The sequence below is a fragment of the Variovorax sp. 20P10.2.4 genome (assembly GCF_058244205.1).
This window is the reverse complement of sequence record NZ_JBZAYE010000062.1, coordinates 1-21,005: the sequence shown is the minus strand read 5'-3', so window position 1 is coordinate 21,005 and position 21,005 is coordinate 1. Positions and strand designations below refer to the sequence as shown.

Below are 21,005 nucleotides of genomic sequence, written 5' to 3'. Positions count from 1 at the left end.
CGCAGTTCGAGCCGCCCGGCGGGCGCGGCGCGCTGCACACCATTCACATCGGCGGCGGCAGCTTCAAGCTGATCGACGAGACCTACGACGCCAACCCGAGCTCGATGCGCGCCGCGCTCGAACTGCTGGCGCAGGCCCCGTGCGAGCCCGCGCGCCGCGTGGCGATCCTCGGCGACATGCAGGAGCTGGGCCCGGCGGCCCAGCGCCATCACCTCGACCTCGAGCCCGAGCTGCTGGCCACGCAGGCCGACCGCGTGCTGCTGTGCGGACCGCTGATGCGGGCCCTGCATGCGCGCATCAGCTCGAAGGTGCGTTCGCACTGGTTCGTCGACGTCTCCGATTTGTCGACCGCGCTGGGCAGCCTGCTCCAGCCGGGCGACTGGGTGCTCGCGAAAAGCTCCGCGGGCGTGGGTCTGTCCCGGCTGGCCCGGGTTTTGAAAGCACTGCCATGACCAGACTGGATGCACTCCTTCATCTGCCCGCGCAGCAGGAGGCCGCCCCGGCGCGCCGCTGGTGGACCCGCTGGGCTCAACTGCTGTGCGCGTGGGTCGTCTGCATGCTGCTGTGCGTCAATGTCGCGATCCTGCTGGACCGGGGTTTGCCCGGAGACGATGAACCCGCGCAGGCCGCGAATACTCGGAAGACGGTCGCTTGCAGCACCGTCGTCCTGCCCACCGAAATCGTCTCGCATCGAGCCGCGACAGGGTCTGACCGACCCCTGACCAAAGCCTCGAATTGCACTGCTTTCTAGAGTGAAATATTGCCTTGTAACAGTCGGGTAACAGTTGATAATGAAGCCGTTGCGTCATCGCCTGACGGGATCGGCTTTCGCCCATGATCAAGTTTCTCCTGCCCACTCAACTGGTCGCCGAGCGGCCCGTGGAGCCCGGTGCCAGTCCCTATGCGGGCGCCCTCCACACCGCGTTTCGTGATGCCTACCCGCTGATCAAGAGCGCGGCCTGGCGCTCCATTCCGATCAGCCTGTTCGGGCTGCTGCCCTCGATCTTCCTGCTGCAGGTCTACGACCGCGTGCTCTCGCGTAGCGGCGTCTCGACGCTGGCGGCGCTGGTCAGCGGCATCCTGTTCTTCCTGTGCATCGAGTTCTGGCTGCGCACGCGCCGTTCGCGCCTGCTGCGCAACGCGGGCGCGATCATCGACCACGGCGTCTCGGGCGCGTTGATGGGCTCCATGCTCGGGCGCCCGCTGCGCGCGCTCGAGGCGCGGCCGGCCTCGGTGTGGCACCTCTACTTCCGCGACGTCGGCTCGGTGCGCGGCACCGTCACTGGCGGCCTCGCGCAATCGATCTTCGACCTGCCGATGGCGGTGTTCGGGCTGGTGGTGATCGGCATCGTCGCGCTGCCGGTGCTGCCGGTGGTGGTGGCCTTCCTCGCGATCCTCTCGTTCCTCGCCTGGTGGTGGGCCGACGAGGTGCGCGCCGGCCGCGTCGAGGAAGTGCAGCGCGGCCGCGGCCTCGACCGCATGACGGCCGAGATCTGCCATGCGCGCGAGACGCTCAAGTCGCAGGCCAACGACGGCCCCATCATCGAGATGTGGCAGAAGACCTACAACGACTGGCTCACCGAGAGCTTCACCAAGAACGGCCAGATCGAGACCGCGCGCGACGGCACCACGGTGCTGCTGACGGTGTTCTCGGTGATCGTGGTCACGGTGGGCGCGATCTCGGTGATGGAGCAGTGGATGACGGTCGGCGGCCTCGTGGCCTCCAACATGCTCGCGCTGCGCGCGCTGCAGCCGATCGCCGGCCTGGTATCGAACTGGCGCTCGCTGGCCACCGCCAAGGAAGCCGCCAAGCGCCTCGAGACCGTGCTCGGCGAGCCGGTGGAGAAGCCGCCGGTGGGCATGGCCTTGCCGCAGCCGCTGGGCCGCATCACGCTCAAGGACGTGAGCTTCAGCTTCACCGAGAACGCGCAGAAGGCGGTCATCGAGAACCTCGACCTCGACATCGGCCCCGGCGGCCTGCACGTCATCGTCGGGCGCAACGGCGCGGGCAAGTCCACGCTGGTCAAGCTGCTCTCGGGCCTGTACACGCCCACGCACGGCGTCGTCAGCATCGGCGAGTACGACCTCTCGCAGTTCGGCCGCGAGGAGCTGTCGCGCTGGATCAGCTACCTCTCGCAGGAGGTCTACTGGTTCGGCGGTTCGCTGATCGACGTCATGCGCCGCACCGCGCCGGGCCAGAGCGACGAGCAGATCGTCGCGGCCTGCAAGCTCTCGGGCGCGCACGACTTCATCTCGCGGCTGCCCGACGGCTACCGCTCGATGGTGGGCGAGGGCGGCACCGGCCTGTCGGTGGGCGAACGCCGCAAGCTCGCGCTGGCCATGAGCTTCCTGCGCAAGCCCTCGGTGCTGGTGCTCGACGAGCCCAGCAACGACCTCGACTTCCAGAGCGAGCGCGCGCTGCTGGCCACGCTGCTGGCGGTGGCCAAGGTGCGCACGGTGGTGGTGGTCACGCACTCGCTGCGCATCGTCTCGGCCGCCAGCCATGTCTACCACGTGACCGGCGAAGGCTCGGTCGAACAGGGCACGGCCGCGGTGATGGTGCCGAAGCTGTTCGGCGTGAAGAAGGCGCTGGTGGCGCTGCCCGAAGGCGGTGGCGAGGATGGCGAAGCCGCCGCCCGCTCGATCGCCTGATGCGCTGAATTTGTTTATGGATTGGACCGATCGACCGATGACCGAGTGCGACGACCGAGTGCCCGCAGGGGAGACGAGATCTTGAAAGCCGATCTGCCGCAGGTCCTGCAGACCGAAGACCAGAAGCGCGCCGCCCAGATCACGCCCGAGGGCCGCCGGCGCCAGTGGCTGCTCGGCGGCCTGATCGGCGTGTTCGCGGTGGTCGGCCTGGGCTTCCCGATGGAGACCGTCGTGGTCGCGCCCGGGCGCGTGATTCCCTCCGACCGCGTGAAGTCGATCCAGCATCTGGAAGGCGGCATCGTCAGCGCCGTGCTCGTGAAGGAAGGCGACCACGTCAAGCAGGGCCAGTCGCTGGTCGAGATCGACCTCGGCGGCAGCGGCCTCAACCTCGAGGAACTGACCGCGCGCTATGCCGCCACCCAGGCCACGCGCGTGCGCCTGCTGGCCGAGAGCCGCGGCCAGCCGCTCAAGCGCGACACCTTCGCCAAGGACATCGACGAAGGCGTGTATGCCGGCGAGACCGGTGCCTACGACGCGCGCGCGCTCGAGCAGCGCGGCGTGATGGCCGGCGCCATCTCCGGCCTCGAGGCCGCGCGCAGCCGACAGCTCGAGCAGCAGGCCAAGGTCAAGGGCCTGAGCGACCGGCTCGACCTGATGCAGAAGGAGCTCGAGGTGTCCGAGCAACTGCTCAAGGAGAAGCTGGTCGGCCAGGTCGAGGTGCTCGAGAAGCGCCGCCAGGCCGAGGCCGCGCGCAGCGAACTCGCGGTGGCGCGCCAGGGCGTGATCTCGGCCAACGCCGCGATCACCGAGGCACAGGCCAAGATGGCCGAGGCCGAGGGACGCTTCCGGCGCCGCGCCTCGGACGAACTCGCCACCGTCGAGCGCCAGTTCGCGAGCCTGAGCGAGGACCTCGCGCGCGCCCGCACGCAGCGTTCGCGCACCGAGGTCAAGGCGCCGTCGGACGGCATCGTCAAGGGCCTGCGCAGCGGCAGCCCCGGCTGGGTGGTGAAGCCCGGCGAGGCGATCCTCGAGGTGGTGCCCGACAAGGACGAGATCATGATCGAGGCGCGGCTCAATCCGAACGACCGCGGTTTCGTCGAGGTCGGCCAGCAGTCCACGGTCAAGATCACCGCCTACGACTACCTGCGCTACGGCGCCGTCGAGGGCAAGGTCACGCTGGTGGCGGCCGATGCCGACCGCGACCCCGCGATCGCCAACGGCGCGCCGTACTACCGGCTCCTGATCAGCACCGACAAGTCCTTCGTCGGCCACAAGGAAAACCGCATCACCGTCGGCATGGAGTCCGAGGTCGACCTCAAGGTCGGCACCGATCCCTTCATCTGGTACATCCTTCGTCCGGTGCTCAAGCTGCGGCGCGAAGCCTTCCGCGAACCATGAAGCGCCGCACGACCAACGGCCGGCGCCCGGCGGGCACCGGCGTGCTGTGCGCGGCGCTGTGCGCCAGCTTCGCGCTGCCGCCCACCGCGATGGCGCAAGAGACGCAGGGGCCCCAGGATCCGCCGCCCTCGCTGATGCTCGCGCGGCGCCTGACCGCGCCCTCGATCGGCACCGCCGGCTACGTGCAGCGCGTGAAGCAGGCGCTGGTCGTGCTGTCGCAGGAATACCCCGAGGTGCAGACCGCGCAGGCGGCCGCCAACACCAGCGGCTTCCAGATCGACCAGGCCAAGAAGGCGCGCTATCCGCGCTTCAAGGTCGGCACCTCCTCGGGCAACTACAACAGCGGCGCCGCCAACGCGCAGACCCAGAGCTACAACGTGATCACCGCCGAGGCGCGCATGAGCCTGCTCGACGGCGGCGCGATCAGCGCCTCGATCCGCGCCGCCGAGGCCGGCAACGAGGCCGACGGCCAGGCCGTCACCACCACCTCGCAGAAGGTGGTGCTCGATGCCCTGACCGCCTACCTCCAGGTGCAGCGCTTCGACCTCAAGAAGGAGATCGCGCACCGCTCCACCGAGATCGTGGCCGAACTCTCGAAGGCCGAGGCGCGTCGCGTCGCGCTCGGCGCCACCGGCGAGAACGACCTCAACATGGCCAGCGCGCGCCGCGCCAGCGTGGCCGCGCGCGAGGCCGACTTCGAGGCCCAGCGCGACGAGGCCATCGCCAAGTTCCGCAGCTATTTCAAGTTCACGCCCATCACGCGCAACCTGCCGGTGCTGGCCGCGCCGCCGCAGTGGCGCATCGATTCGCAGGCCGAGGCGCTGCGCCGCGCCGAGGAACGCAGCACCGAGATCGCCGAGGCCCAGGGCCGCATCAACAAGGCCAAGGCGCTGGTCGAGCAGCAGGAGGCCAGCATCTGGCCCACCGTCGATGCCGTGATCGTGAAGAGCAAGGACCCGCGCGGCGTGTCGCCGCAGGATCCCACGCGCACCGCGCTCGAGCTGAGCTGGAATTTCGGCAGCGGCTTCGACCGGCAGCTGCGCGTGCGCACCGCCATGGCCGAGGTCGAGAACCAGGAAGCCAAGCTCGAGGGCGTGAAGCTCAACCTGTTCGAGCTCACCAGCGCCTCGTGGTCGCGCACCGTGTCGGGCCGCGAGCGCGAGCGCCAGCTGATGGAGGCCGTGAGCACCTCGGGCCAGGCCTTCCGCGGCCGCCGCCGCCTGCTCGAGTTCGGCCGCGACACCCTGCCGCAGGTGCTCGATGCCCAGCTCGAGTACTACAACCTGCTGTTCGACTACGTCGATGCCGTGTTCGACCTGCGCGTCAACGAGCTGCGCCTGGCGCGCACCACCGGCGAGCTGCGCATCGATGCCGAGGGCAGCAACGAATGGGTCGACCGCGTCTTCGGCGCGCCGAGCCGTACCGTGCTGACCGAGGACGGCCTGCTGAGCGGCCCGTGCCTGGCGAGCAATTCGACCTGCGCGACCGAGGCGTCGGTGGATCGCTCGCAGAACGCGCAGCCCGTGACCCTGCGGCGCGCCGAGCGCCTGCCGACCACCAACTGACGAAGAGAAAAGGCGGGCGGCCGGCGCATCAGTGCGCGGCCGCGTTGCCGCTCAGGCGTCTTCCGGAATGCCCGGTTCGCCGTCGAGGATCTGGTACTTGCGCATCTTCTCCCACAGCACCTTGCGGCTGATGCCCAGGTGCTGCGCCGTGTCCTGGCGCTTCCAGTCGTTGATCTCGAGCGCCGCGATGATGCGGTTGCGCTCGCTGCCGTTCCAGCCCTTGCGCTGATCGCCGCCGGCGGCATCGAAGGCGCTGCTGGTGCCCACCGCGTTCGCGCCCAGGCCCATGCCGCCGCCCGGCCCGGTGGCCGCGGGCGTGCCACGGGTCAGCGCGATCGCGCGCTGGATCAGGTGCTGGTCCCAGCTGTGCAGCTGCCGCGCGATCACGCCCACGCGTTCCGCGAGGTTGCGCAGCTGGCGCACGTTGCCGGGGAAGTAGGTCTCGGCCACCGCGTCGCTGAGCCAGTGCGGCGTTTCGCCGAGCACCTCGAGCTGGTCGCCCAGCACGTTGGCCAGCAGCGCCTTGAAGATCGCGATCTTGTCGATCTCGCCGCGCTCCTCGAGGCTGGGCACGTGCAACTCGATCACCGCGAGGCGGTAGAACAGGTCGGCGCGGAATTCGCCGCTGGCCACCATCTCGCGCAGGTTGCGGTTGGTCGCCGCCACCAGCCGGAAGTCGACCCGGATCGGAGAGGTTGCGCCGAGCCGCGTGACCGCGCCGTCCTCGAGCACGCGCAGCAGCTTCACCTGCTGGTACTTCGGCAGGTCGCCGATCTCGTCGAGGAACAGCGTTCCGCCCGTGGCCTGTTCGAAGTAGCCGCGGTGCGCATGCACCGCGCCCGTGAACGAGCCCTTGGCGTGGCCGAAGAACAGCGACTCGAACAGCCCGTCGGGAATCGCGCCGCAGTTCACCGCCACGAACGCGCCCTTGCTGTAGTTCTGGTGGCCCAGGTGCAGCTGCTGCGCGATGCGTTCCTTGCCCACCCCGGTCTCGCCGCGCACCAGCACGCTGTGGTCGCAATCGGCGAAGGCATTGACCTCGGCCAGCAGCGACTTCATCGCTTCGGAGTGCGCCACCAGCTCGTCGAGCGGCTGCGGCGCCACGTCGCGCGCGCGCAGTTGCCGCACCAGCTTCGCGACCATCGTGCGCAGCTCGGCGCAGGTGAAGTCGTAGGGCAGCACGTGCAGGTACTCGGGCGGATAGGTGCGCGAGTCGCGCTCGCGCGAGGCCGCCGCGACCCAGATCACCGGCATGCCCTGCAGCAGCTCGGTCGCCTGCGGCAGCCCGCCGCCATCGATGACCGTGACGCTGATGATCGCCACCGACGGCCGCATCGCCGCCGTGCGGTCCTGCGAAGGCGGGGGCATGCCGTCGGCCCGGATCACCTCGACATCGAAGCTCGCCATGCAGCGGGCGATGCGGTCGAGGATGTCGGCCTTTCCTTCCCAGACAAAGAGGTCGAGTTCGTCGAAATTGGGGGAGGCGCTCATCTGTAGATTGGATGCCGGTGCTTCATTCGGACGCTGGCGCGCCCTCAGTACACCAGCCTTGCGTTCTGGCAGCTCACGGATTGGAGATGCACATCGGTACGGCCCAGTTCGAGCCCCAGGGTATCGCCCAGCAGGTTGGACAGTATTCCGCCGATCGAATTCAGCAGCGGCTGCAGGAGCTGGATCAGCGGCCCGAGCAGCGCGGCCAGCAGCGGCGTGCCCGAGTCGTTGCGGTTCAGTCCGAGCAGGTTGGTCACGAGATTGACGAGTCCGTTGAGGAGACCACTGACGAGGCCGTCTTGAGCAGGCGATTGCAGGGATTCCACCAGCTTGGTCTTGAGGCAACTGGTCGCGCCTGAGCCGCAGCCGATTCCGACCTTGGCCTTCCATTCGTCCGGCATCGGCACAGAGAAAAGTCCCAGCAGGCCGCCGGGTCGGCTCCATGTCAGCTTGTCGCCGGTCAACAGGTTGGCAATCGTGTTGACGTTGGTGCCACCCTTGCCCAGATAGTAGTCGGCCAGCTTGCCGGCGATGTCCGCGTTCGCTGCGCGGTCTGCGGGCGGTACGCCGTTGGAGCCGGTACCCATCAACAGCTTGAGCAACTGGTCAACGAGGTTTTGCACCGTATCGCCGATGGCCAGGGGATTCCTGCTCGTGGTCTTGGTTTCGCCGACGGCCAGCGTGACGTCCTGGGGAATGGTATTGAGTGCGGGCACGGCGACCTTGCCGCTCAGCAGGTTGATGCCGAGCAATGTGACCAGGTTCTTGGGGCCCAGGTTCGCGGGCGAGCAAACATCGGTTTTGGACCACAGGAGCGTGCTCGGAATATCGCCGATGCAGGCATTGAGAATGGGTGCCTGGACCTGGATCGTGGCTTGGTAGGGCGTCACGTCGCAGTTGATTCGATTGAGCGTACCGAAGGCATTCACGACGTCGATGGAGATCGGGATATCGATCTGAGTTCCCAGCAAGCCGAGCAGGTCGGCCAGCAGTTGGCCGGGCTTGGTCATGATGTGGACGAAGGCGCGCACCTGCGAGTTGTAGGCCGTCGTCCCCTCGCTGCCGATGCCGATCGACGGCGGCTCGATCACCTTGGCCTGCACGGACACCTGCAGACCCAGGACGTTGAGGCCGGTCCCGAGCTCCGCGGCATGGTCCTTGGTACCGACGCCCAGCGAGGTCTTGATCAGGTCGAACGCGTCGACCTGAACATTGAGCGCCGAGCTGCCGGTCGGTGCCTTGATTTCCGCGAACAGGCCGCCCGACGTGGCATTGCTTCCCAGCTGCACCTGCAGGCTGTCGAGGTTGAGGCCCGCGTTGATCAGCGAGGCGATGAGTTGCGCATTCACGCCGAGCAGCGTGTCCTGGCCGGCCAGTTGCACGACCGCGTTGAGCAGGTCGCCGAGCTTGACCTTGCTCGCGGTCAGCAGCGCGTTGAGGTCGGCAACGCTGATGTCCGCCGCCACGGGAATGCCGAGCTTTTCCAGCAGCCCGCCGGGGGTGATCTTCACGCCCGCCAGGCCGGTGTAGCAGCCGACGCAGGTACCGCTGGGATCAACGCCCACGAATTTCAGTATCGAGATGAGCGGTGCGGCGGGATTGACGTCCACGAGCTTCGAGCCGACGCTGAAGACGGCCAGTGGGGTGTCCTTGACGGCGTAGGCCTCGACCTTGAGTGTGCGGACGCTGTTGCCTCCGATGTTGGGGAACAGGAGTGCCGTGCTGCCGGTGATCTCCACATGGAGGGCGTTGATCGCGCCGGCACTGGCCGCGCTGCTGAAGTACTGGGGCCCCGGCAGCGTGGCCGGATTCCAGGTGCCGCAGGTCGCCTTGAACTGGAACTGGCTGGGGGTCAGGAAGGAGAGGTTCTGCGTCGCATTGGTGGACGCTACGTCGCTCGCGGTTGCGCAGTTGGTGGGCTTTAGGATCTGCGTGCCGGCCAATGCTGAAAGGTCCGCGGCTTTCTGCAGTTCGCGCTTCATGTAGAAGAGATAGCCGAGCTCGGTGCCGATCAGGACCACGAGCACGAGCAGCATGGCGACCACCCCATTGACGATCACGCTACCGCGGACGCGCCGGCGTGCCGGTACGGAGCCTCCACGGCGTGGGCGGCGAGGCATCGTGATGGGTTGCGCGTTCAAGTGAAGCTCCTTCACGAAGGAATGGCGGCGGTCGCGCGGCTGCTGAGGTTGTCGGGCATCCAGCGACTCGTGTCGAGCACGGGGAGGGAAGGCAGCAAACGGTTGGCGGAATACGGATAAGTCACCGAAACGACCGCGCTGGGACTCGATGCGCCAGCCGCCGCGGTGATCGTCACGTTCACGGTGGCATTCGCTGCAATCCAGGTTCTGCGGCTCTGCGGCGTGGCGCTCGATCCGGCCGGAGTGACGAGTGCGGCGGCGAGCGAGTCATAGACGGTGTCGCGCACCCGGGTGTCGTTAGCAGTGAGCGGCGGAGACAGCAGCATCGGAACGGCGCGTGCTCCATCCTCCGCGGCGCGCGAGATCACCTGCTGGATGTAGAGCACGGCGCCGAAAGTCGCGATGCCGTAGATGATGAAGAACAGCATCATGAAGACGAACGCGAATTCAATGGCGGCGACCCCGCGCTGGCTCCTGCGCGTACCGCGGCCGGTGGTGCGAGCGGCTCGGTTCATGGCGTTCTTCCATCCAGCAGCATGCTGGCCTGACCGACGACGGTGTCCGGCACCGCAAATGGAGGCAGCGGCGGAAGCAGCGCGCGAAGCTGCGTGGCCGTGATGGTCACGACCACCTGGCAGCGGGCTTCCCAGGCGGTGCCGCATATGGGCGAGTCGCAGTTGCTCTGTCCGCTGGCCTGAACCTGGCAGCGCTTGGCCACGACACCGTCGCTGGCGATCGTGAGCCAGGACGGCACGCGCGCACGCGTGAGGGTTTCCGCCGCAGTCTTTCGGTTCGGCCAGGTCGTCTGGTAGGCGAGCGCGGCCCGGGCGCCATCCTCCGCCGCGTTCTGGAGGCTGAAGCGCACGGTGAAGAAGATGGCATAGCACACGATGGCGTACAGCATCGTGAAGAGGATGACGAAGACGATCGAAAACTCGATCGCGTAGTTTCCTGCCTGCAATCTGGCCGGGGGGCGACGGTCGTTCTTCCTCATGGCGGACTCCTGGAGCGGACAAGCCGGCGGCTTATCTCGCCTGGCCTGACGCTGCTCCGCCGGTCGAGCTGTTCAAGGACGAGCCCATGTATTCCGGGATCGCGTGCTCGAAGCTCTTCAGGTAGCGCTCGTAGCTGCGGCGAGCGATGTCGCCGGGGATCCGCCGCGGCGTCTGCGAGGCGATGGCGCCGGAACTCTGCCAGGCGAGAAGATTCATCGTCGCGTCGCCGACCTGGAGCGGCGGCGCGTCGAAGGCTTCGTCATAGGACTCGGCGGGAGCGGTCTCCGCGGTGTCGATCGCTGGGGGCACTTCCATGGCCGGCTTCGCAGCGGCCACAGGTGCGGAGGTCGCGGCCTCGACGACGGGTTTGGCCTGGGCGGAGGGTTCGGAGGTCGCTGTGCTCGGTGCGGCGGCCTTCGACTCGGCGACTTGTGCAGAGGCTGGAAGCACGATCATGGAGGCGCCAACCAGGCCGAGCGCGAGCCACGATGGGTAACGGAGAGAAAAGGTGTTCATGGTGTTCCTCTGGGAGTCGATCGTGTCGATGACAGCGATGTGGAGCGGGAGGCCTTCAACGAAAGAGGTTCGGCTCCGTCGGCGGTCGAGATCTCATCGACGGCCGGGGTGTCGGTCCTGGGCTGGAGGTCTTGTGCCTGCGGGCGGCTGATCGGCGCCGCTGCCGCCATCAACTGCCGCGCGCTGTCCTGAACCGCACTGCGCGTCGCGGGCGAGAGCTTGCTGGCATCCATGAAGGCCCGGGCTTGATCGGCCTGCTGGGTCACTTCGAAGTAGAGCGCCAGGTTCGCTTGCGCCTGCACGTTGTCCGGACGCAGCTGCAAAGCCTGCATCAGGGGCAGTCGCGCATCGGAAAACAGGCCGGCGCGAAGGTTCGCGTAGCCGAGGTCGTTGAGTAGCAGGGCGTCGGTGGGGGTGCGCCGCTGCGCCTCCTTCAGCAGGCGCACCGCCTCCGGAAAGTCGCCGCGTTCGCCGGCCAGCAGCCCCTGCCCGCGATAGCCCGCCGCCTCCAGCTTCGTGCCCATGAGCCGCTTGTAGGCCGCTTCGCTGGCCTGTGGCTGCCCCGAATGGCGCAGGGCCTCGGCGCGCGTGCGCGTGGTTTCCGGCGTCACGCCCCAGCGTTGCTCGAGCGCATCGATGTGGGCCAGCGATGCGAACCACAGACCTTCCTGCTGCATCTGGTCGATCAAGCTGAGGTAGGTGGCCTGCGTGTCGATGTTGGCGCTCTCCTTGGAGAGGGCTGCAGCTTCCGCCGCCTGGCGCTGCTGACCTTCGGCGATGCCGGCGTAGCCGTCCTTGGTCGACGCGCAACCGCCGGTTGCGAGCGCAAGGATCAGCACCGCGGCACCGGCGGCGATGCGTGGCCGGCGGCGGGGCAGGGAGATAGGGGCATCGGTTGTCATTTCGCAAGTGCTCCGAGCGAACGAAAGACGGCCAGGAAGCCCGGTCCCGCCGTGATGATCACCAGCGCGGGCAGCAGAGTCACGACCATCACGCCGGTCATCTTGACGGTGATCTTGCCGATGCGCTCCTTGAGTTCCGACCGACGATGCTCGCGCAGCCGATCGCTGTACTGGCGCAAGGGCTCCTGAACGGCACCTCCGTGTTTGTCCACCTGCACGAGCAACGCGACCAGTCCGGTCAGGTTCTCGCTGTCGTGCAAGGTGGCGAGTCGCAGCAGCGAGTGCTCGCGCGTTCGTCCCTGTGCATACTGCCGGTTCGCGATCGCGAGTTCGTAGCTGAGCACCCGCAGCACATGGGAAAAATCGGTGGCCATGATCTGCAGGCTCTGGTCGAGGCTCAGGCCCACGCCCTGCAGCAGACGCAGCAGGTCCACGAAGAGCGGGAGTTCCTGCGAGACGCGCTCGCGGCGCGAGGCAGCCATCCGCGACAGCACCCATTTGGGGGCCATGAACCCGAACACGAACGCTGCCATGCCAATGGCCAGGTCTTCCCCGACGGAGAAATCCTTGCTCCACCCGATGAAGAAAAAAAGCGGCAGCAGGGTGGCCAGGGTCATGCGCATCACCAGGAAGATCAGCTGGGCCCGCAGCGAGGAGAAGCCGCATTGGTCGATCAGCTTGCGGTCTTCGTCGGCCACCAGGGCGCGACCGAGTCGGCTGTCGAGCCAATGAAAGGGCAGTTCCGCTTCGTTGCGTGCCGCGCCGAATGGATCCCCATCGGTCGTGGCGGCGGCCGGTGCCGCGATGTCTTCGGTGCCGTGCCGGATTGCGCGTCCCAGAACCTCGCCGCGCCGCGTGCGCTGCACTTCGCGTCCAACCAGCAAGCCCGCGATCAGCAGCATGCCGAGGGCGAGCAGTCCCAGACTCAGGGTGGCGATCTGCGTCGATGTCATGCGAGCCTCGCGAGCCGATAGAGCAGGAGCGCTCCCAACACCTGCAGCGTCACCGCGCCGACGACGAGGTACTGGCCGGTGGTGTCGTCCCACATGCGCAGAAAGTAGGCGGGATTCAGCGTGATGATGGCGGCGCCCACGCATACCGGCAGCAGACCGAGAATCCAGGCAGAGAGTCGTGTTTCCGCGGAAAGCGCCACGAGTTCGTGCTGGGCTTGCTCGCGGTCGCGCATGAAGTTCGCGACCCGTTCGAGCAGCAGGTCGGCGCGACCGCCATAGCGCACGCCCAGACCCAGGATCGAGGCGAGCAGGTACATCTCCTCGATGCGCACGCGTGCAGCCGCCTGGTGAAGCGCGTGATCCAGATCGACGCCGGCGCGCACCAGGGTCGCCGCGCGGTCGAGGTGCCCGCGCAGCGGTGCGCGGGTCGATGCGATCGCGAGCTGGAAGGCCGCCTGGGTCGAATTGCCGATGGTGATGAGACGGACCATGCCGTCGATGAAGGCCGGCAACTGGCTCACGATCTGCCGCCGGTGCTTTTGCAGGCGGAACCACAGTCCGAATGTCACGAGAACGAGCAGGAACACGAGCGCGCCCAACGCCGCCGGCCAGCCGCCGAGCGTGCCGGACAAGATCACGAGCGCAGCGATGACGAAGGCAATGAGCGCAAGCTTCGAACCGCTCACCACGCCCTCCAGCCAGCCAGGAACGAGTCGTTCGAAGTGCTTCTTGGGCGCCGTATCCTGTGCTTCGGCCGTAGCGGCATCCATCCAGGGATCGGACAACGGTGTGCCGGCCAGGTTCGATGCGTGGCTATCGCGTAGCGGTCCGAGCAACGGGTTCGCAGGCGAGGCCAGGCTCGAGGCGATCTGTTGCTTGAGATGCTCGCCCGTCACCTTGCGGACCTGGCGGTTCGCCGCCCACATCCAGAGCAGCAGGCCGGTCGCGGCCAGCAGCAACGCGATGACGAAAACGACGAGCAGCCCTTCACGCACGGCGTTCTCCCTGCGCGGCACGCGCAAGTCCCTGCCGGAAGCGGGTGATCTTCGGAGAGTGCGGCGCGATGCCCAGAGACACCCAGCGGTCCTTCTCCTCGCCGTCGGGCGTGACGACGGGTTCGTAGCGGTACAGCTCCTGCATCGCCACCACGTTGTCGTTCACGCCGGTCACTTCGCTCAGCGAGATGATGCGGCGTTGCCCGTTCGACATCCGCCCGATCTGCACGATGAAGTCGATCGCGCTCGCGATCTGCCTGCGCAGGCTCACTTCGCTGCCCTGGTAGCCCGCGAAGCCCGCGAGCATCTCGAGCCGGTAGAGGCATTCGCGCGGCGAGCTCGCATGGATCGTGCCCATCGAGCCTTCGTGGCCGGTGTTCATCGCCTGCAGCATCTCGATCACCTCGGCGCCGCGCACTTCGCCCACGATGATGCGGTCGGGCCGCATGCGCAGGCTGTTGCGCAGCAGGTCGCGGATCGACACCACCCCCTGGCCGTCGAAGCCGCCGGGACGGCTCTCGAGCCGCACCACGTGGCTGGTGCTCAGCGAGAGCTCGGCCGTGTCCTCGATGGTGATCACGCGCTCGCGGGCCGGGATGAAGCTGGCCAGTGCATTAAGCAGCGAGGTCTTGCCCGAGCTGGTGCCGCCGCTCACGAGCACGTTGCAGCGTGCGCGCACCGCGATCTCGAGCAATTGCGCCATGCCGGCGTCGAAGGTGCCGAGCTTGACCAGGTCGGCCGGCGTGAGCGGCTCCTTGCGGAACTTGCGGATCGAGACCGACAGGCCGTCGATCGCGAGCGGCTCGATGATCACGTTGATGCGGCCGCCATCGGGCAGGCGCGCGTCGACCATCGGGTTGGCTTCGTCGAGCCGGCGTCCCAGCGGCGCCAGGATGCGGCGCACGATGCGCATCACGTGCTCGGAATCGGCGAAGCGCAGCGTCTCGCGCTCCAGCATGCCGTGGCGCGAGACGTAGACGTTCTGGTAGCCGTTGATCAGGATGTCTTCGACCGCGGGGTCGTTGAGCAGGTCTTCCAGCGGACCGAAGCCCGCGAGTTCCTTGGTGAGCGCATCCGAGATGAGCTGCATCTCGCGGTCGTTGATCGGCACGCGGCGCAGGCGCACGAAGCTGTCGACCTCGAGCTCGACGAACTGCTGGATCGAGGCGCGCGACCAGCGGCCGAACTCCGCGCCCAGCTCCTCGATACGGCTGAGCAGGTGATCGTGCGTCCAGCTCTTGATGTCCTGGAACTGCTGGGAGGTGATGAACGCCTGGTCGTCGTCGGCGAATTCGATATCGGTGGACATGGGCTGTTCAACCTTGGGTGGGGCTCTTGCGGAAGCCGGTGACTTTCGACATCAGCGCCGTCCAGCGTGGGTCCTTCGCCGGCTGCTGGCTGGAGCCAGAGGTGTATTCCTGGTGCAGGCCGCGTGCGAGGCCCGCGATGGCTTGCGAGTACGGGTCGCTGCGCGCGGTGCGCACCAGCATCTCGCCGCGGCTCGAGGCCGCCAGCAGTTGCGTGCTGCGCGCGGGCAGCACGTGGCGCAGTGGCAGTTCGAGCCGCTCGGCGATGTCCTTGGCTGCGAGGCCCACGTGGCTGTCGAACTTGTTGACCACCAGCGACATCTGGTCGGTCTCGAGGCCGCGCGTGCGCAGTTCCTTGAGCATGTTCGCGGTGGAGACGATGGCGCCGATGCTCTGGTCGCAGACGACCCAGCAGCGCTGCGCTTCCTTCGCGGTCTGCGCCACGAAGTCGATGGTCGAGAAACCGCCGAGGTCGGCGATCTGGAAATCGAAGAAGTCGCCGAGCCGCTTGATCAGCGCGACCGAGTCGGAGTGGGAGATCTCGCGCATCTGCGCGAGGCTCACGGGCAGCGGCAAAACGGCGGTGCCGCTGCCATGGTGCGCGAGCGCGGTGTGCAGCAGCGTCTGGTCGAGCCGGCGCAGGTTGCGTACGGCATCCACGAAGCTGAAGCCGCTCTGGGTGCCGAGATAGAGCAGGCCATCGCGCGCCGGCAGGCCGAGGTCGAGGAGTGCGACGCCATGGCGCGCGCTGCGCGGCCCGGGCTGGGCGGCAGGCTGGGCAAGTTGCTCGTTGAGCAGCAGCGACAGGCTGGTCGCGAGCGTGGTCACGCCGACACCGGGACGCGCACCGAGCAGGGCGAGCGTGCAGCCGCGCGTGCCGTTGTTCTGCTGGGTGCTGCGACGATCGAGCAGCTTGCGCAGGGTGTTGATCGCTTCGGCGGGCGGTGCCGCCATGTCGATGAAGTCGTCCACCCCTGCGCGCAACGCCGCGAGCATCGAGGCCGGCTCGGCCGAGACACCGGTGGCCAGCACCGGCAGCGTGGGCCAGTCGCGCCGCAGGTGCTGGTGCAGATCGGCTGCCGCCGCCGTGTTGTCGCCGGAGAAATCGATGAAGACGGCCACCGGTCCGAGCAAGGTGATGCGTTCGTCGATCGACTTGACGTCGGGCGACAGCATCACCACGGTACCTTGCCGTCCAAGCGCATCCGTCAGCCACGTGATGTGGCTGTTGCTCGGCGAAGCGAAGAGGTAGGTCTCTGCGCCGATTTCGGGGAGGCTGTCGCGGGGAGCATTCATGGCGTCTGGCGGCACGCTCGTGGTCGTCCTTGTCAGCGCGAGAAACCGGGGACGACGTTGCCTCCGGCGGGACCCAACAGGTAGGAGCGCCACACGGCGCCATCGCGCTGTTCCGCGGTACCTGGCAGGTAGGGGGTGAGGTCGGTGTCGCGCGCGATCGGCTTCACGAGCTGCGGCGTCACGATGATGACGAGTTCCTTTTCGTTCATCTGGTACTTGGTCTGCTTGAAGAAGCTGCCGAGTACCGGCAGGTCGCCGAGCAGCGGAATCTTGTCCGCGTTCGACGTGGTCGAACGGCTGACGAGGCCGCCGATGATGAAGCTCTCGCCGTCGCCGAGTTCGACCGTGGTGTCGGCGCGCCGCGTGGTGATCGCGGGAACCGCGACGCCGTTGATGCTCGAGGCGTTCGTGTAGTCCAGGTCGCTGGCTTCGGGCGCGACCTTGAGCGCGATGCGATCGTTCGACAGCACGGTGGGCGTCAGCTTGAGGCCAATGCCGAAGGGCTTGTATTCGATGGCCGTGGAGCCCAGACCCTGGGGAACCGGGACCGGCAACTCGCCGCCCGAGAGGAAGCTCGCGCTCTGGCCCGACATGGCGACCAGCGTGGGCTCGGCCAGGACGCGGGCCATTCCGTTGCCTTCGAGGAAGCCCACGTTGAGGCCGATCCCCGCCTTGCCGAAGTTCAGCAGCAGGCCGAAGGCCTGCGCGAGGGGCAGGTTGTATTCGCTGGTGATCGAGCCGTCGCCGCCGAAGGTGGCCTTGGTCAAGGAGCTGGGCGTGAACACGCCGAAGCTGAAGCCGTGCGAGTTGGTGCGGGTGCTGAAGAGGTTCAGGCCCGCTTGCTTGAGCACGCTGCGATTGAACTCCACCACCTTCACGGCCACCTGTACCGTGTGGCTGCGCACGTTGACGCTCGAACGGTCGATGACGGTGGGCTTTTCCTCCTGCGTGGACAGCAGCGCGGTTTCCCGTGCGCGCTGGTAGTCCGGCAGGCTGTCCATCGAGCCGGCCAGCGCGATGCTTCGGCGTTGCACGTCCACGGTGTACGTGGTTGCCGCGGATTGGCCCTTTTCCCAGACCATCAACGTGGTGCGGCCTGCGGTCTTGCCCGTCACGAGCAGACGCGCGGCGGGAGAGCCGGAGGTCTTGCGCGTGACGGTGACGCCGGCGACCGCCTCGTCGGCAATGGCGAGCCGGTCGACGCCGCGTTCGATCAGGAGCTCCCGCTGCGTGCCCGCTGCGACCACGAACGGCGTCGCGTTGCCCGCCGTCGTTTCCGGTGCCGAGGCGGCCAGCGGCCAGGCTGCGGGTGCCGCCAGGCAGAGAGCCAGCACCGAAGGCCGCAACAGATGTGGAAGGCGGCGAGCGGTGTGGATGGTCGGGGAGCGGTTGGTGTCCGGCATGGATCTGCTTTCAGGGCAAGGTCGTTGGATGCTGTTCGAGTCAGTAGCGAACGGTCTCGCTGCGGTCGCCGCGGATCATTTCCACCTCGAGACCCGCTCTCGCGCCGGAGCCGGACGAGCGCGGAGCGGTCCTTGCGACGGCGCGGGCTTCCGTGGCTGGACGGCGTCCGCCGGCACTGCCTCCCGACACCAGGTCGGAGGTCGTCAAGCCGGCCTGTGCCAGGTCCAGGCCCTCGAGCGGCGGACGCGGCGGTTCGCCGCGCTTCGGTGGCTGTGGTTGAAGCGCCGTCGGCAGCTCCGCGAAAAGGGCCGGATCGGGCATGGCCGTGTCGAGCGGATTGCGCAGCGCGAGCAGCAGTTTCCCGGTGGATTCCGCCGAGGTGAGGCGGTTGATGTCCTGCACGGGCACGGCGAGCACCGCGGTGCGCGGCGGCTCGTTGTTGCGCTGTTGCACGGCGGGATTGCCGCTGTTGCGGCTGTCCACCGGCGCCTTGGAAGACATGCCGTCCACCGATGCGTTGCCGAAGGCGAGCACGCGCTTGCGTGCCATCAACAGCCGGGCCTGGCTGCGGTCCACGTCCTTGCCGTCGGACTTGAGCATCACGAAGACGTCCACGAAGTCGCCGGGCTGGACCTTGTTGCCCACGCCCATCACTTCGTCGGCCCGAATCGCCACGGCGCGCTCGCCTTCCTCGACGCGCAGCGCCAGGCCCGAGACGAGCTGTCCTTCGAGCAAGGGGGAGCCTTCGCCGAGGTCGATGACCGGCACCCGGCCGGCCAGCGCGCTCGTCTCCTTGAACGCGCCGGCGGGATTGATCGTGAGTTGTTCGACGCGCAGCGCGTCGGCAGGGATTTCCTGTCCGGCCGCGAGCGGCTTGGCGGCAACGACAACGGCAAAAGTCGGCGCCTGCGCCTTGTCCGAAGGCTTGGCGGTCGCGGGTGCGGACGAAGCGCTTGCGGGTGTCTGCGGCGCGGGTTGGCGGCTCAACATCCAGGCATAGCCTCCGAGCAGGATCGCCAAGAGCACCAGAAGGGCGGCAATGATTTTGGTGAAGTTGATCATGAGGCTGCGTCGGATTGGAAAAGTGGGCAGGCGATCGGTGTCGGGGAGAAAGCCTGTGGCAACGAGCAGGCGGAACGCCTAACTCTGTCGTCCCCAGGCCATCCAGATCGCTGCGGTCATGGCGAGGTAAGCGGCGTAAGGAATGGGGCGGATCCGCTTGCCGGCTCCCTGGTTCTCGGCGCGTGGGGCACCCGAGAGGATCAGGGCGAGGCGAGGAAATATGGGCCAGCGATGCAGTACCCACCAGAGCAAGGCATGCAAACCGGCGATGAGGCTTGCGCCGACCCAGATCGGCAGCAGCGCGAAAGTGCCCACCCACAGTCCGAGCGCACCAGCAAACTTCACATCGCCAGCTCCCATGAGGCCGGCGACGTAGAAGATCAGGAGAAAGCCGAATCCGGTGGCTGCGCCTGTCAGGGCGTCGGGCCATCTGATGCCGAAGGGTTGCAGATTCATCGCTATCGCCCCCGCGGCAACGCCCGCACCGACCAGGACCAGCCAGTTTGGAACGCGCCGCTGACGAACGTCATAGACCACGACAAATAGCAACCACAACAGCCACAGATGGTGCATGCGTAAATTGCGAAATCAGGCGGGTGTGACGTTGGTTTTGATCTTGTCGAAGATTCCCTTCAAGATGGCCCCGACACCGCTGGTGGTTCCATTGCCAAAGACGGCGAGAAGAATCGTGGCCATCAGACCAGCAATGATTCCGTATTCGATAGCAGTGGCACCTTCTTCGTCGCGAATAAAACGAGTAATAGCGTTGAGCATGATTAACCTTTCAGAAAAAGTCGTTAACAAGGGCTGGCGGTGCGAATGTTATCCGGCGTAACTCTGTGTATCAACAAGGCAAACCCGATGGAAGGGAGTTCCGCTGTGCTAGTCAAGGATTGCTAGCACGATGGCTGCCAACTCCCACGGACATCGGTTGACCGGTCGGTCAGGGACGCTGAGTAACAGTTCGGAAACGATTTTTCCCTCTGTAGGCGTGCACCGACATCCCATGAAGACGGGAGGGAGTGTTACGGAACAGGGGTGCGCGAGAGGTGCGCGTTACGGGTACATGCGTGTTACGTGTTACGTGACACGACCCGAAAACGGTCAGATGTAACAGTCCAGAAAGGGTTGGACCGTGCGCAAAAAATCACAGGTTCAGGGCCTCAACCCTGTCTGCGAAGGGGGATCAGCCCAGGATTTCCTCGTGGAAGAGCTTCCACTCGCCGCCTTGGCGCAGCCAGTACTGGCGGCGCATCCGACCGCTGCGTTCCCCCTCGAACACCTCGCCGAAAGTGGCGACCATGGTGTCGTCGCTGTCGCGCCAATGGAGGTAGGAAACATCCTTTAACTGAATACGCCGGCCCTGGGCGTATTCCATTTCGTCGCGGACAATTGAAATTCCGTCGGCCGATTTTTTCGCTTGGCGCTGAAAATCGGGCAAATAGAATTTTTTCAATTGCGCTTCATTTCCCTGGGTCCGGGCGTCTTTCCAGGCATTGATCGCGCTGGTAAAGGATTGGGCATCCTTTTCGGCCTGGGGCTGGGAAATCCATTGCAGGCTGCGCGCGGTGACGACCGGTGTGGCGCCGATCTGCACCTTGCGCAGCAGCTGGCGCAGGTCGGGATTGGCCATGACCACGCAGCCGTCGCTGGCCAGCGGCGCGCGCGCGTACTGCTGCGAGGGCGTGCCGTGCAGCCAGATGCCGCCGCCGGTCTTGCCGCGGCGCTGGTCGTAGGCGTTCGGGTAGTTGATCGGCAGTGCGCCGGCGCCGTAGAAGTCCTTGAGCGACTTCGGGTCGAGGCTGCTGGTGATGAAGTACACGCCCAGCGGGGTGCGCGCATCGCCCTCGATCGCCTTGTCGATGCCCGACTTGCCGACCGAGATGTAGTAGTCGGCCACGAGCTTCAGGCCCTTGTCGCCGTTCTCGAGCAGGTACAGGCGCGAGCGCGAGGCGTCGATGGCGATCGCATAGCGGCTGCGCGTGGACAGCTCGAGGAACTGCGAGGGCACGGTGTTCGGCGGTGGCCGTTCGCGCAGCGCCTGCAGGCGGCGGCGCGATTCTTCCTGCAGCTCGGCCATGGCCGGGTTGCCCTTCAGGCGCGCCACGCTGGCGGCGTCCGAGAGGCTGTGCACGGCCGGCACCTGCGAGGCGAGCAGGTCGCCATACACGAGCTGCGCGAGCTGGAAATTCGGGAAGTCGCGCACCAGTTCGCGCGCCTTGGCCAGTGCGGGCCGCGGCTGGCCGCGGCCGAAGAGTTCGTAGATCGCGATCAGCCGCGCCTCGGCGTTGCCGGCTTCCTGGATCGAGCCCGCGGGCGGCGCCTTGC

At 67.0% G+C, this 21,005-nt stretch carries 20 protein-coding genes; 5 read left to right on the top strand and 15 right to left on the bottom strand.

The window, feature by feature from the left end; genetic code table 11:
- From AC27VN_RS09010 to AC27VN_RS08990, 5 genes are all read left to right on the top strand, one after another.
- Nucleotides 1-452 (top strand): glutamate ligase domain-containing protein (locus AC27VN_RS09010; RefSeq protein ID WP_490876322.1); only part of this gene is annotated, 452 nt, incomplete at its 5' end.
- On the top strand, nt 449-751 hold the full coding sequence (locus tag AC27VN_RS09005; protein WP_143129249.1) for a hypothetical protein: 303 nt from the start codon (nt 449-451) through the stop codon (nt 749-751). The genes AC27VN_RS09010 and AC27VN_RS09005, both read left to right, overlap by 4 nt.
- A gap of 83 nt (nt 752-834) precedes the next feature.
- Nucleotides 835-2,652: a peptidase domain-containing ABC transporter gene (locus AC27VN_RS09000; protein ID WP_093347726.1), complete on the top strand. Its 1,818-nt coding sequence runs from the start codon at nt 835-837 to the stop codon at nt 2,650-2,652.
- A gap of 81 nt (nt 2,653-2,733) precedes the next feature.
- On the top strand, nt 2,734-4,050 hold the full coding sequence (locus tag AC27VN_RS08995; RefSeq protein WP_093347724.1) for an HlyD family type I secretion periplasmic adaptor subunit: 1,317 nt from the start codon (nt 2,734-2,736) through the stop codon (nt 4,048-4,050).
- Nucleotides 4,047-5,615 carry a TolC family protein gene (locus tag AC27VN_RS08990; protein WP_208511240.1) on the top strand — a complete coding sequence of 523 codons (1,569 nt, stop codon included), beginning with the start codon at nt 4,047-4,049 and terminating at the stop codon, nt 5,613-5,615. The genes AC27VN_RS08995 and AC27VN_RS08990 overlap by 4 nt, the downstream gene beginning before the upstream one ends.
- Nucleotides 5,616-5,666: 51 nt before the next feature.
- Here AC27VN_RS08990 and AC27VN_RS08985 read toward each other — a convergent pair whose 3' ends face one another.
- From AC27VN_RS08985 to AC27VN_RS08915, 15 genes are all read right to left on the bottom strand, one after another.
- A complete protein-coding gene (locus tag AC27VN_RS08985; protein WP_208511241.1) occupies nt 5,667-7,106 on the bottom strand; it encodes a sigma 54-interacting transcriptional regulator in 1,440 nt (479 codons plus the stop codon).
- 44 nt (nt 7,107-7,150) lie between these two features.
- Entirely contained in the window at nt 7,151-9,247 is a 2,097-nt protein-coding gene (locus tag AC27VN_RS08980) for a TadG family pilus assembly protein (RefSeq protein WP_490876321.1), read from the bottom strand.
- Between the two features lie 11 nt (nt 9,248-9,258).
- A complete protein-coding gene (locus AC27VN_RS08975) occupies nt 9,259-9,762 on the bottom strand; it encodes a TadE/TadG family type IV pilus assembly protein (RefSeq protein WP_490876320.1) in 504 nt (167 codons plus the stop codon).
- On the bottom strand, nt 9,759-10,241 hold the full coding sequence (locus tag AC27VN_RS08970; protein WP_490876319.1) for a TadE/TadG family type IV pilus assembly protein: 483 nt from the start codon (nt 10,239-10,241) through the stop codon (nt 9,759-9,761). Before AC27VN_RS08970 ends, AC27VN_RS08975 begins: the two co-directional genes overlap by 4 nt.
- A gap of 31 nt (nt 10,242-10,272) precedes the next feature.
- Entirely contained in the window at nt 10,273-10,758 is a 486-nt protein-coding gene (locus AC27VN_RS08965; RefSeq protein ID WP_490876318.1) for a DUF3613 domain-containing protein, read from the bottom strand.
- A complete protein-coding gene (locus AC27VN_RS08960; RefSeq protein ID WP_490876317.1) occupies nt 10,755-11,660 on the bottom strand; it encodes a hypothetical protein in 906 nt (301 codons plus the stop codon). The genes AC27VN_RS08965 and AC27VN_RS08960 overlap by 4 nt, the downstream gene beginning before the upstream one ends.
- Nucleotides 11,657-12,613, bottom strand: a complete 957-nt coding sequence (locus AC27VN_RS08955; RefSeq protein ID WP_490876316.1) for a type II secretion system F family protein — start codon at nt 12,611-12,613, stop codon at nt 11,657-11,659. The genes AC27VN_RS08960 and AC27VN_RS08955 overlap by 4 nt, the downstream gene beginning before the upstream one ends.
- On the bottom strand, nt 12,610-13,608 hold the full coding sequence (locus AC27VN_RS08950; protein ID WP_490876315.1) for a type II secretion system F family protein: 999 nt from the start codon (nt 13,606-13,608) through the stop codon (nt 12,610-12,612). The genes AC27VN_RS08955 and AC27VN_RS08950 overlap by 4 nt, the downstream gene beginning before the upstream one ends.
- Entirely contained in the window at nt 13,601-14,917 is a 1,317-nt protein-coding gene (locus tag AC27VN_RS08945; protein WP_490876314.1) for a TadA family conjugal transfer-associated ATPase, read from the bottom strand. The genes AC27VN_RS08950 and AC27VN_RS08945 overlap by 8 nt, the downstream gene beginning before the upstream one ends.
- Nucleotides 14,918-14,924: 7 nt before the next feature.
- Complete coding sequence (locus AC27VN_RS08940) at nt 14,925-16,091, bottom strand: CpaE/TadZ family protein (RefSeq protein WP_490876313.1); 1,167 nt, start codon at nt 16,089-16,091, stop codon at nt 14,925-14,927.
- 152 nt (nt 16,092-16,243) lie between these two features.
- Entirely contained in the window at nt 16,244-17,557 is a 1,314-nt protein-coding gene (locus AC27VN_RS08935) for a type II and III secretion system protein family protein (protein WP_490876323.1), read from the bottom strand.
- Nucleotides 17,558-17,654: 97 nt separating this feature from the next.
- A complete protein-coding gene (gene cpaB / locus AC27VN_RS08930) occupies nt 17,655-18,677 on the bottom strand; it encodes a Flp pilus assembly protein CpaB (RefSeq protein ID WP_490876312.1) in 1,023 nt (340 codons plus the stop codon).
- A 78-nt stretch (nt 18,678-18,755) separates the two neighbouring features.
- Entirely contained in the window at nt 18,756-19,250 is a 495-nt protein-coding gene (locus tag AC27VN_RS08925; RefSeq protein ID WP_490876311.1) for an A24 family peptidase, read from the bottom strand.
- Between the two features lie 15 nt (nt 19,251-19,265).
- Nucleotides 19,266-19,451 carry a Flp family type IVb pilin gene (locus tag AC27VN_RS08920; protein ID WP_490876310.1) on the bottom strand — a complete coding sequence of 62 codons (186 nt, stop codon included), beginning with the start codon at nt 19,449-19,451 and terminating at the stop codon, nt 19,266-19,268.
- 412 nt (nt 19,452-19,863) lie between these two features.
- On the bottom strand, nt 19,864-21,005 hold a 1,142-nt coding region (locus AC27VN_RS08915; protein ID WP_490876309.1), incomplete at its 5' end, for a L,D-transpeptidase family protein.

Coding starts and splice junctions, on each gene's coding strand:
- AC27VN_RS08975 (WP_490876320.1), bottom strand. CDS start 9,762: ATGAACCGAGCCGCTCGCACCACCGGCCGCGGTACGCGCAGGAGCCAG.
- AC27VN_RS08960 (WP_490876317.1), bottom strand. CDS start 11,660: ATGACAACCGATGCCCCTATCTCCCTGCCCCGCCGCCGGCCACGCATC.
- AC27VN_RS08925 (WP_490876311.1), bottom strand. CDS start 19,250: ATGCACCATCTGTGGCTGTTGTGGTTGCTATTTGTCGTGGTCTATGAC.
- AC27VN_RS08965 (WP_490876318.1), bottom strand. CDS start 10,758: ATGAACACCTTTTCTCTCCGTTACCCATCGTGGCTCGCGCTCGGCCTG.
- AC27VN_RS09005 (WP_143129249.1), top strand. CDS start 449: ATGACCAGACTGGATGCACTCCTTCATCTGCCCGCGCAGCAGGAGGCC.
- AC27VN_RS09000 (WP_093347726.1), top strand. CDS start 835: ATGATCAAGTTTCTCCTGCCCACTCAACTGGTCGCCGAGCGGCCCGTG.
- AC27VN_RS08955 (WP_490876316.1), bottom strand. CDS start 12,613: ATGACATCGACGCAGATCGCCACCCTGAGTCTGGGACTGCTCGCCCTC.
- cpaB (WP_490876312.1), bottom strand. CDS start 18,677: ATGATCAACTTCACCAAAATCATTGCCGCCCTTCTGGTGCTCTTGGCG.
- AC27VN_RS08920 (WP_490876310.1), bottom strand. CDS start 19,451: ATGCTCAACGCTATTACTCGTTTTATTCGCGACGAAGAAGGTGCCACT.
- AC27VN_RS08990 (WP_208511240.1), top strand. CDS start 4,047: ATGAAGCGCCGCACGACCAACGGCCGGCGCCCGGCGGGCACCGGCGTG.
- AC27VN_RS08945 (WP_490876314.1), bottom strand. CDS start 14,917: ATGTCCACCGATATCGAATTCGCCGACGACGACCAGGCGTTCATCACC.
- AC27VN_RS08940 (WP_490876313.1), bottom strand. CDS start 16,091: ATGCTGTCGCCCGACGTCAAGTCGATCGACGAACGCATCACCTTGCTC.
- AC27VN_RS08985 (WP_208511241.1), bottom strand. CDS start 7,106: ATGAGCGCCTCCCCCAATTTCGACGAACTCGACCTCTTTGTCTGGGAA.
- AC27VN_RS08970 (WP_490876319.1), bottom strand. CDS start 10,241: ATGAGGAAGAACGACCGTCGCCCCCCGGCCAGATTGCAGGCAGGAAAC.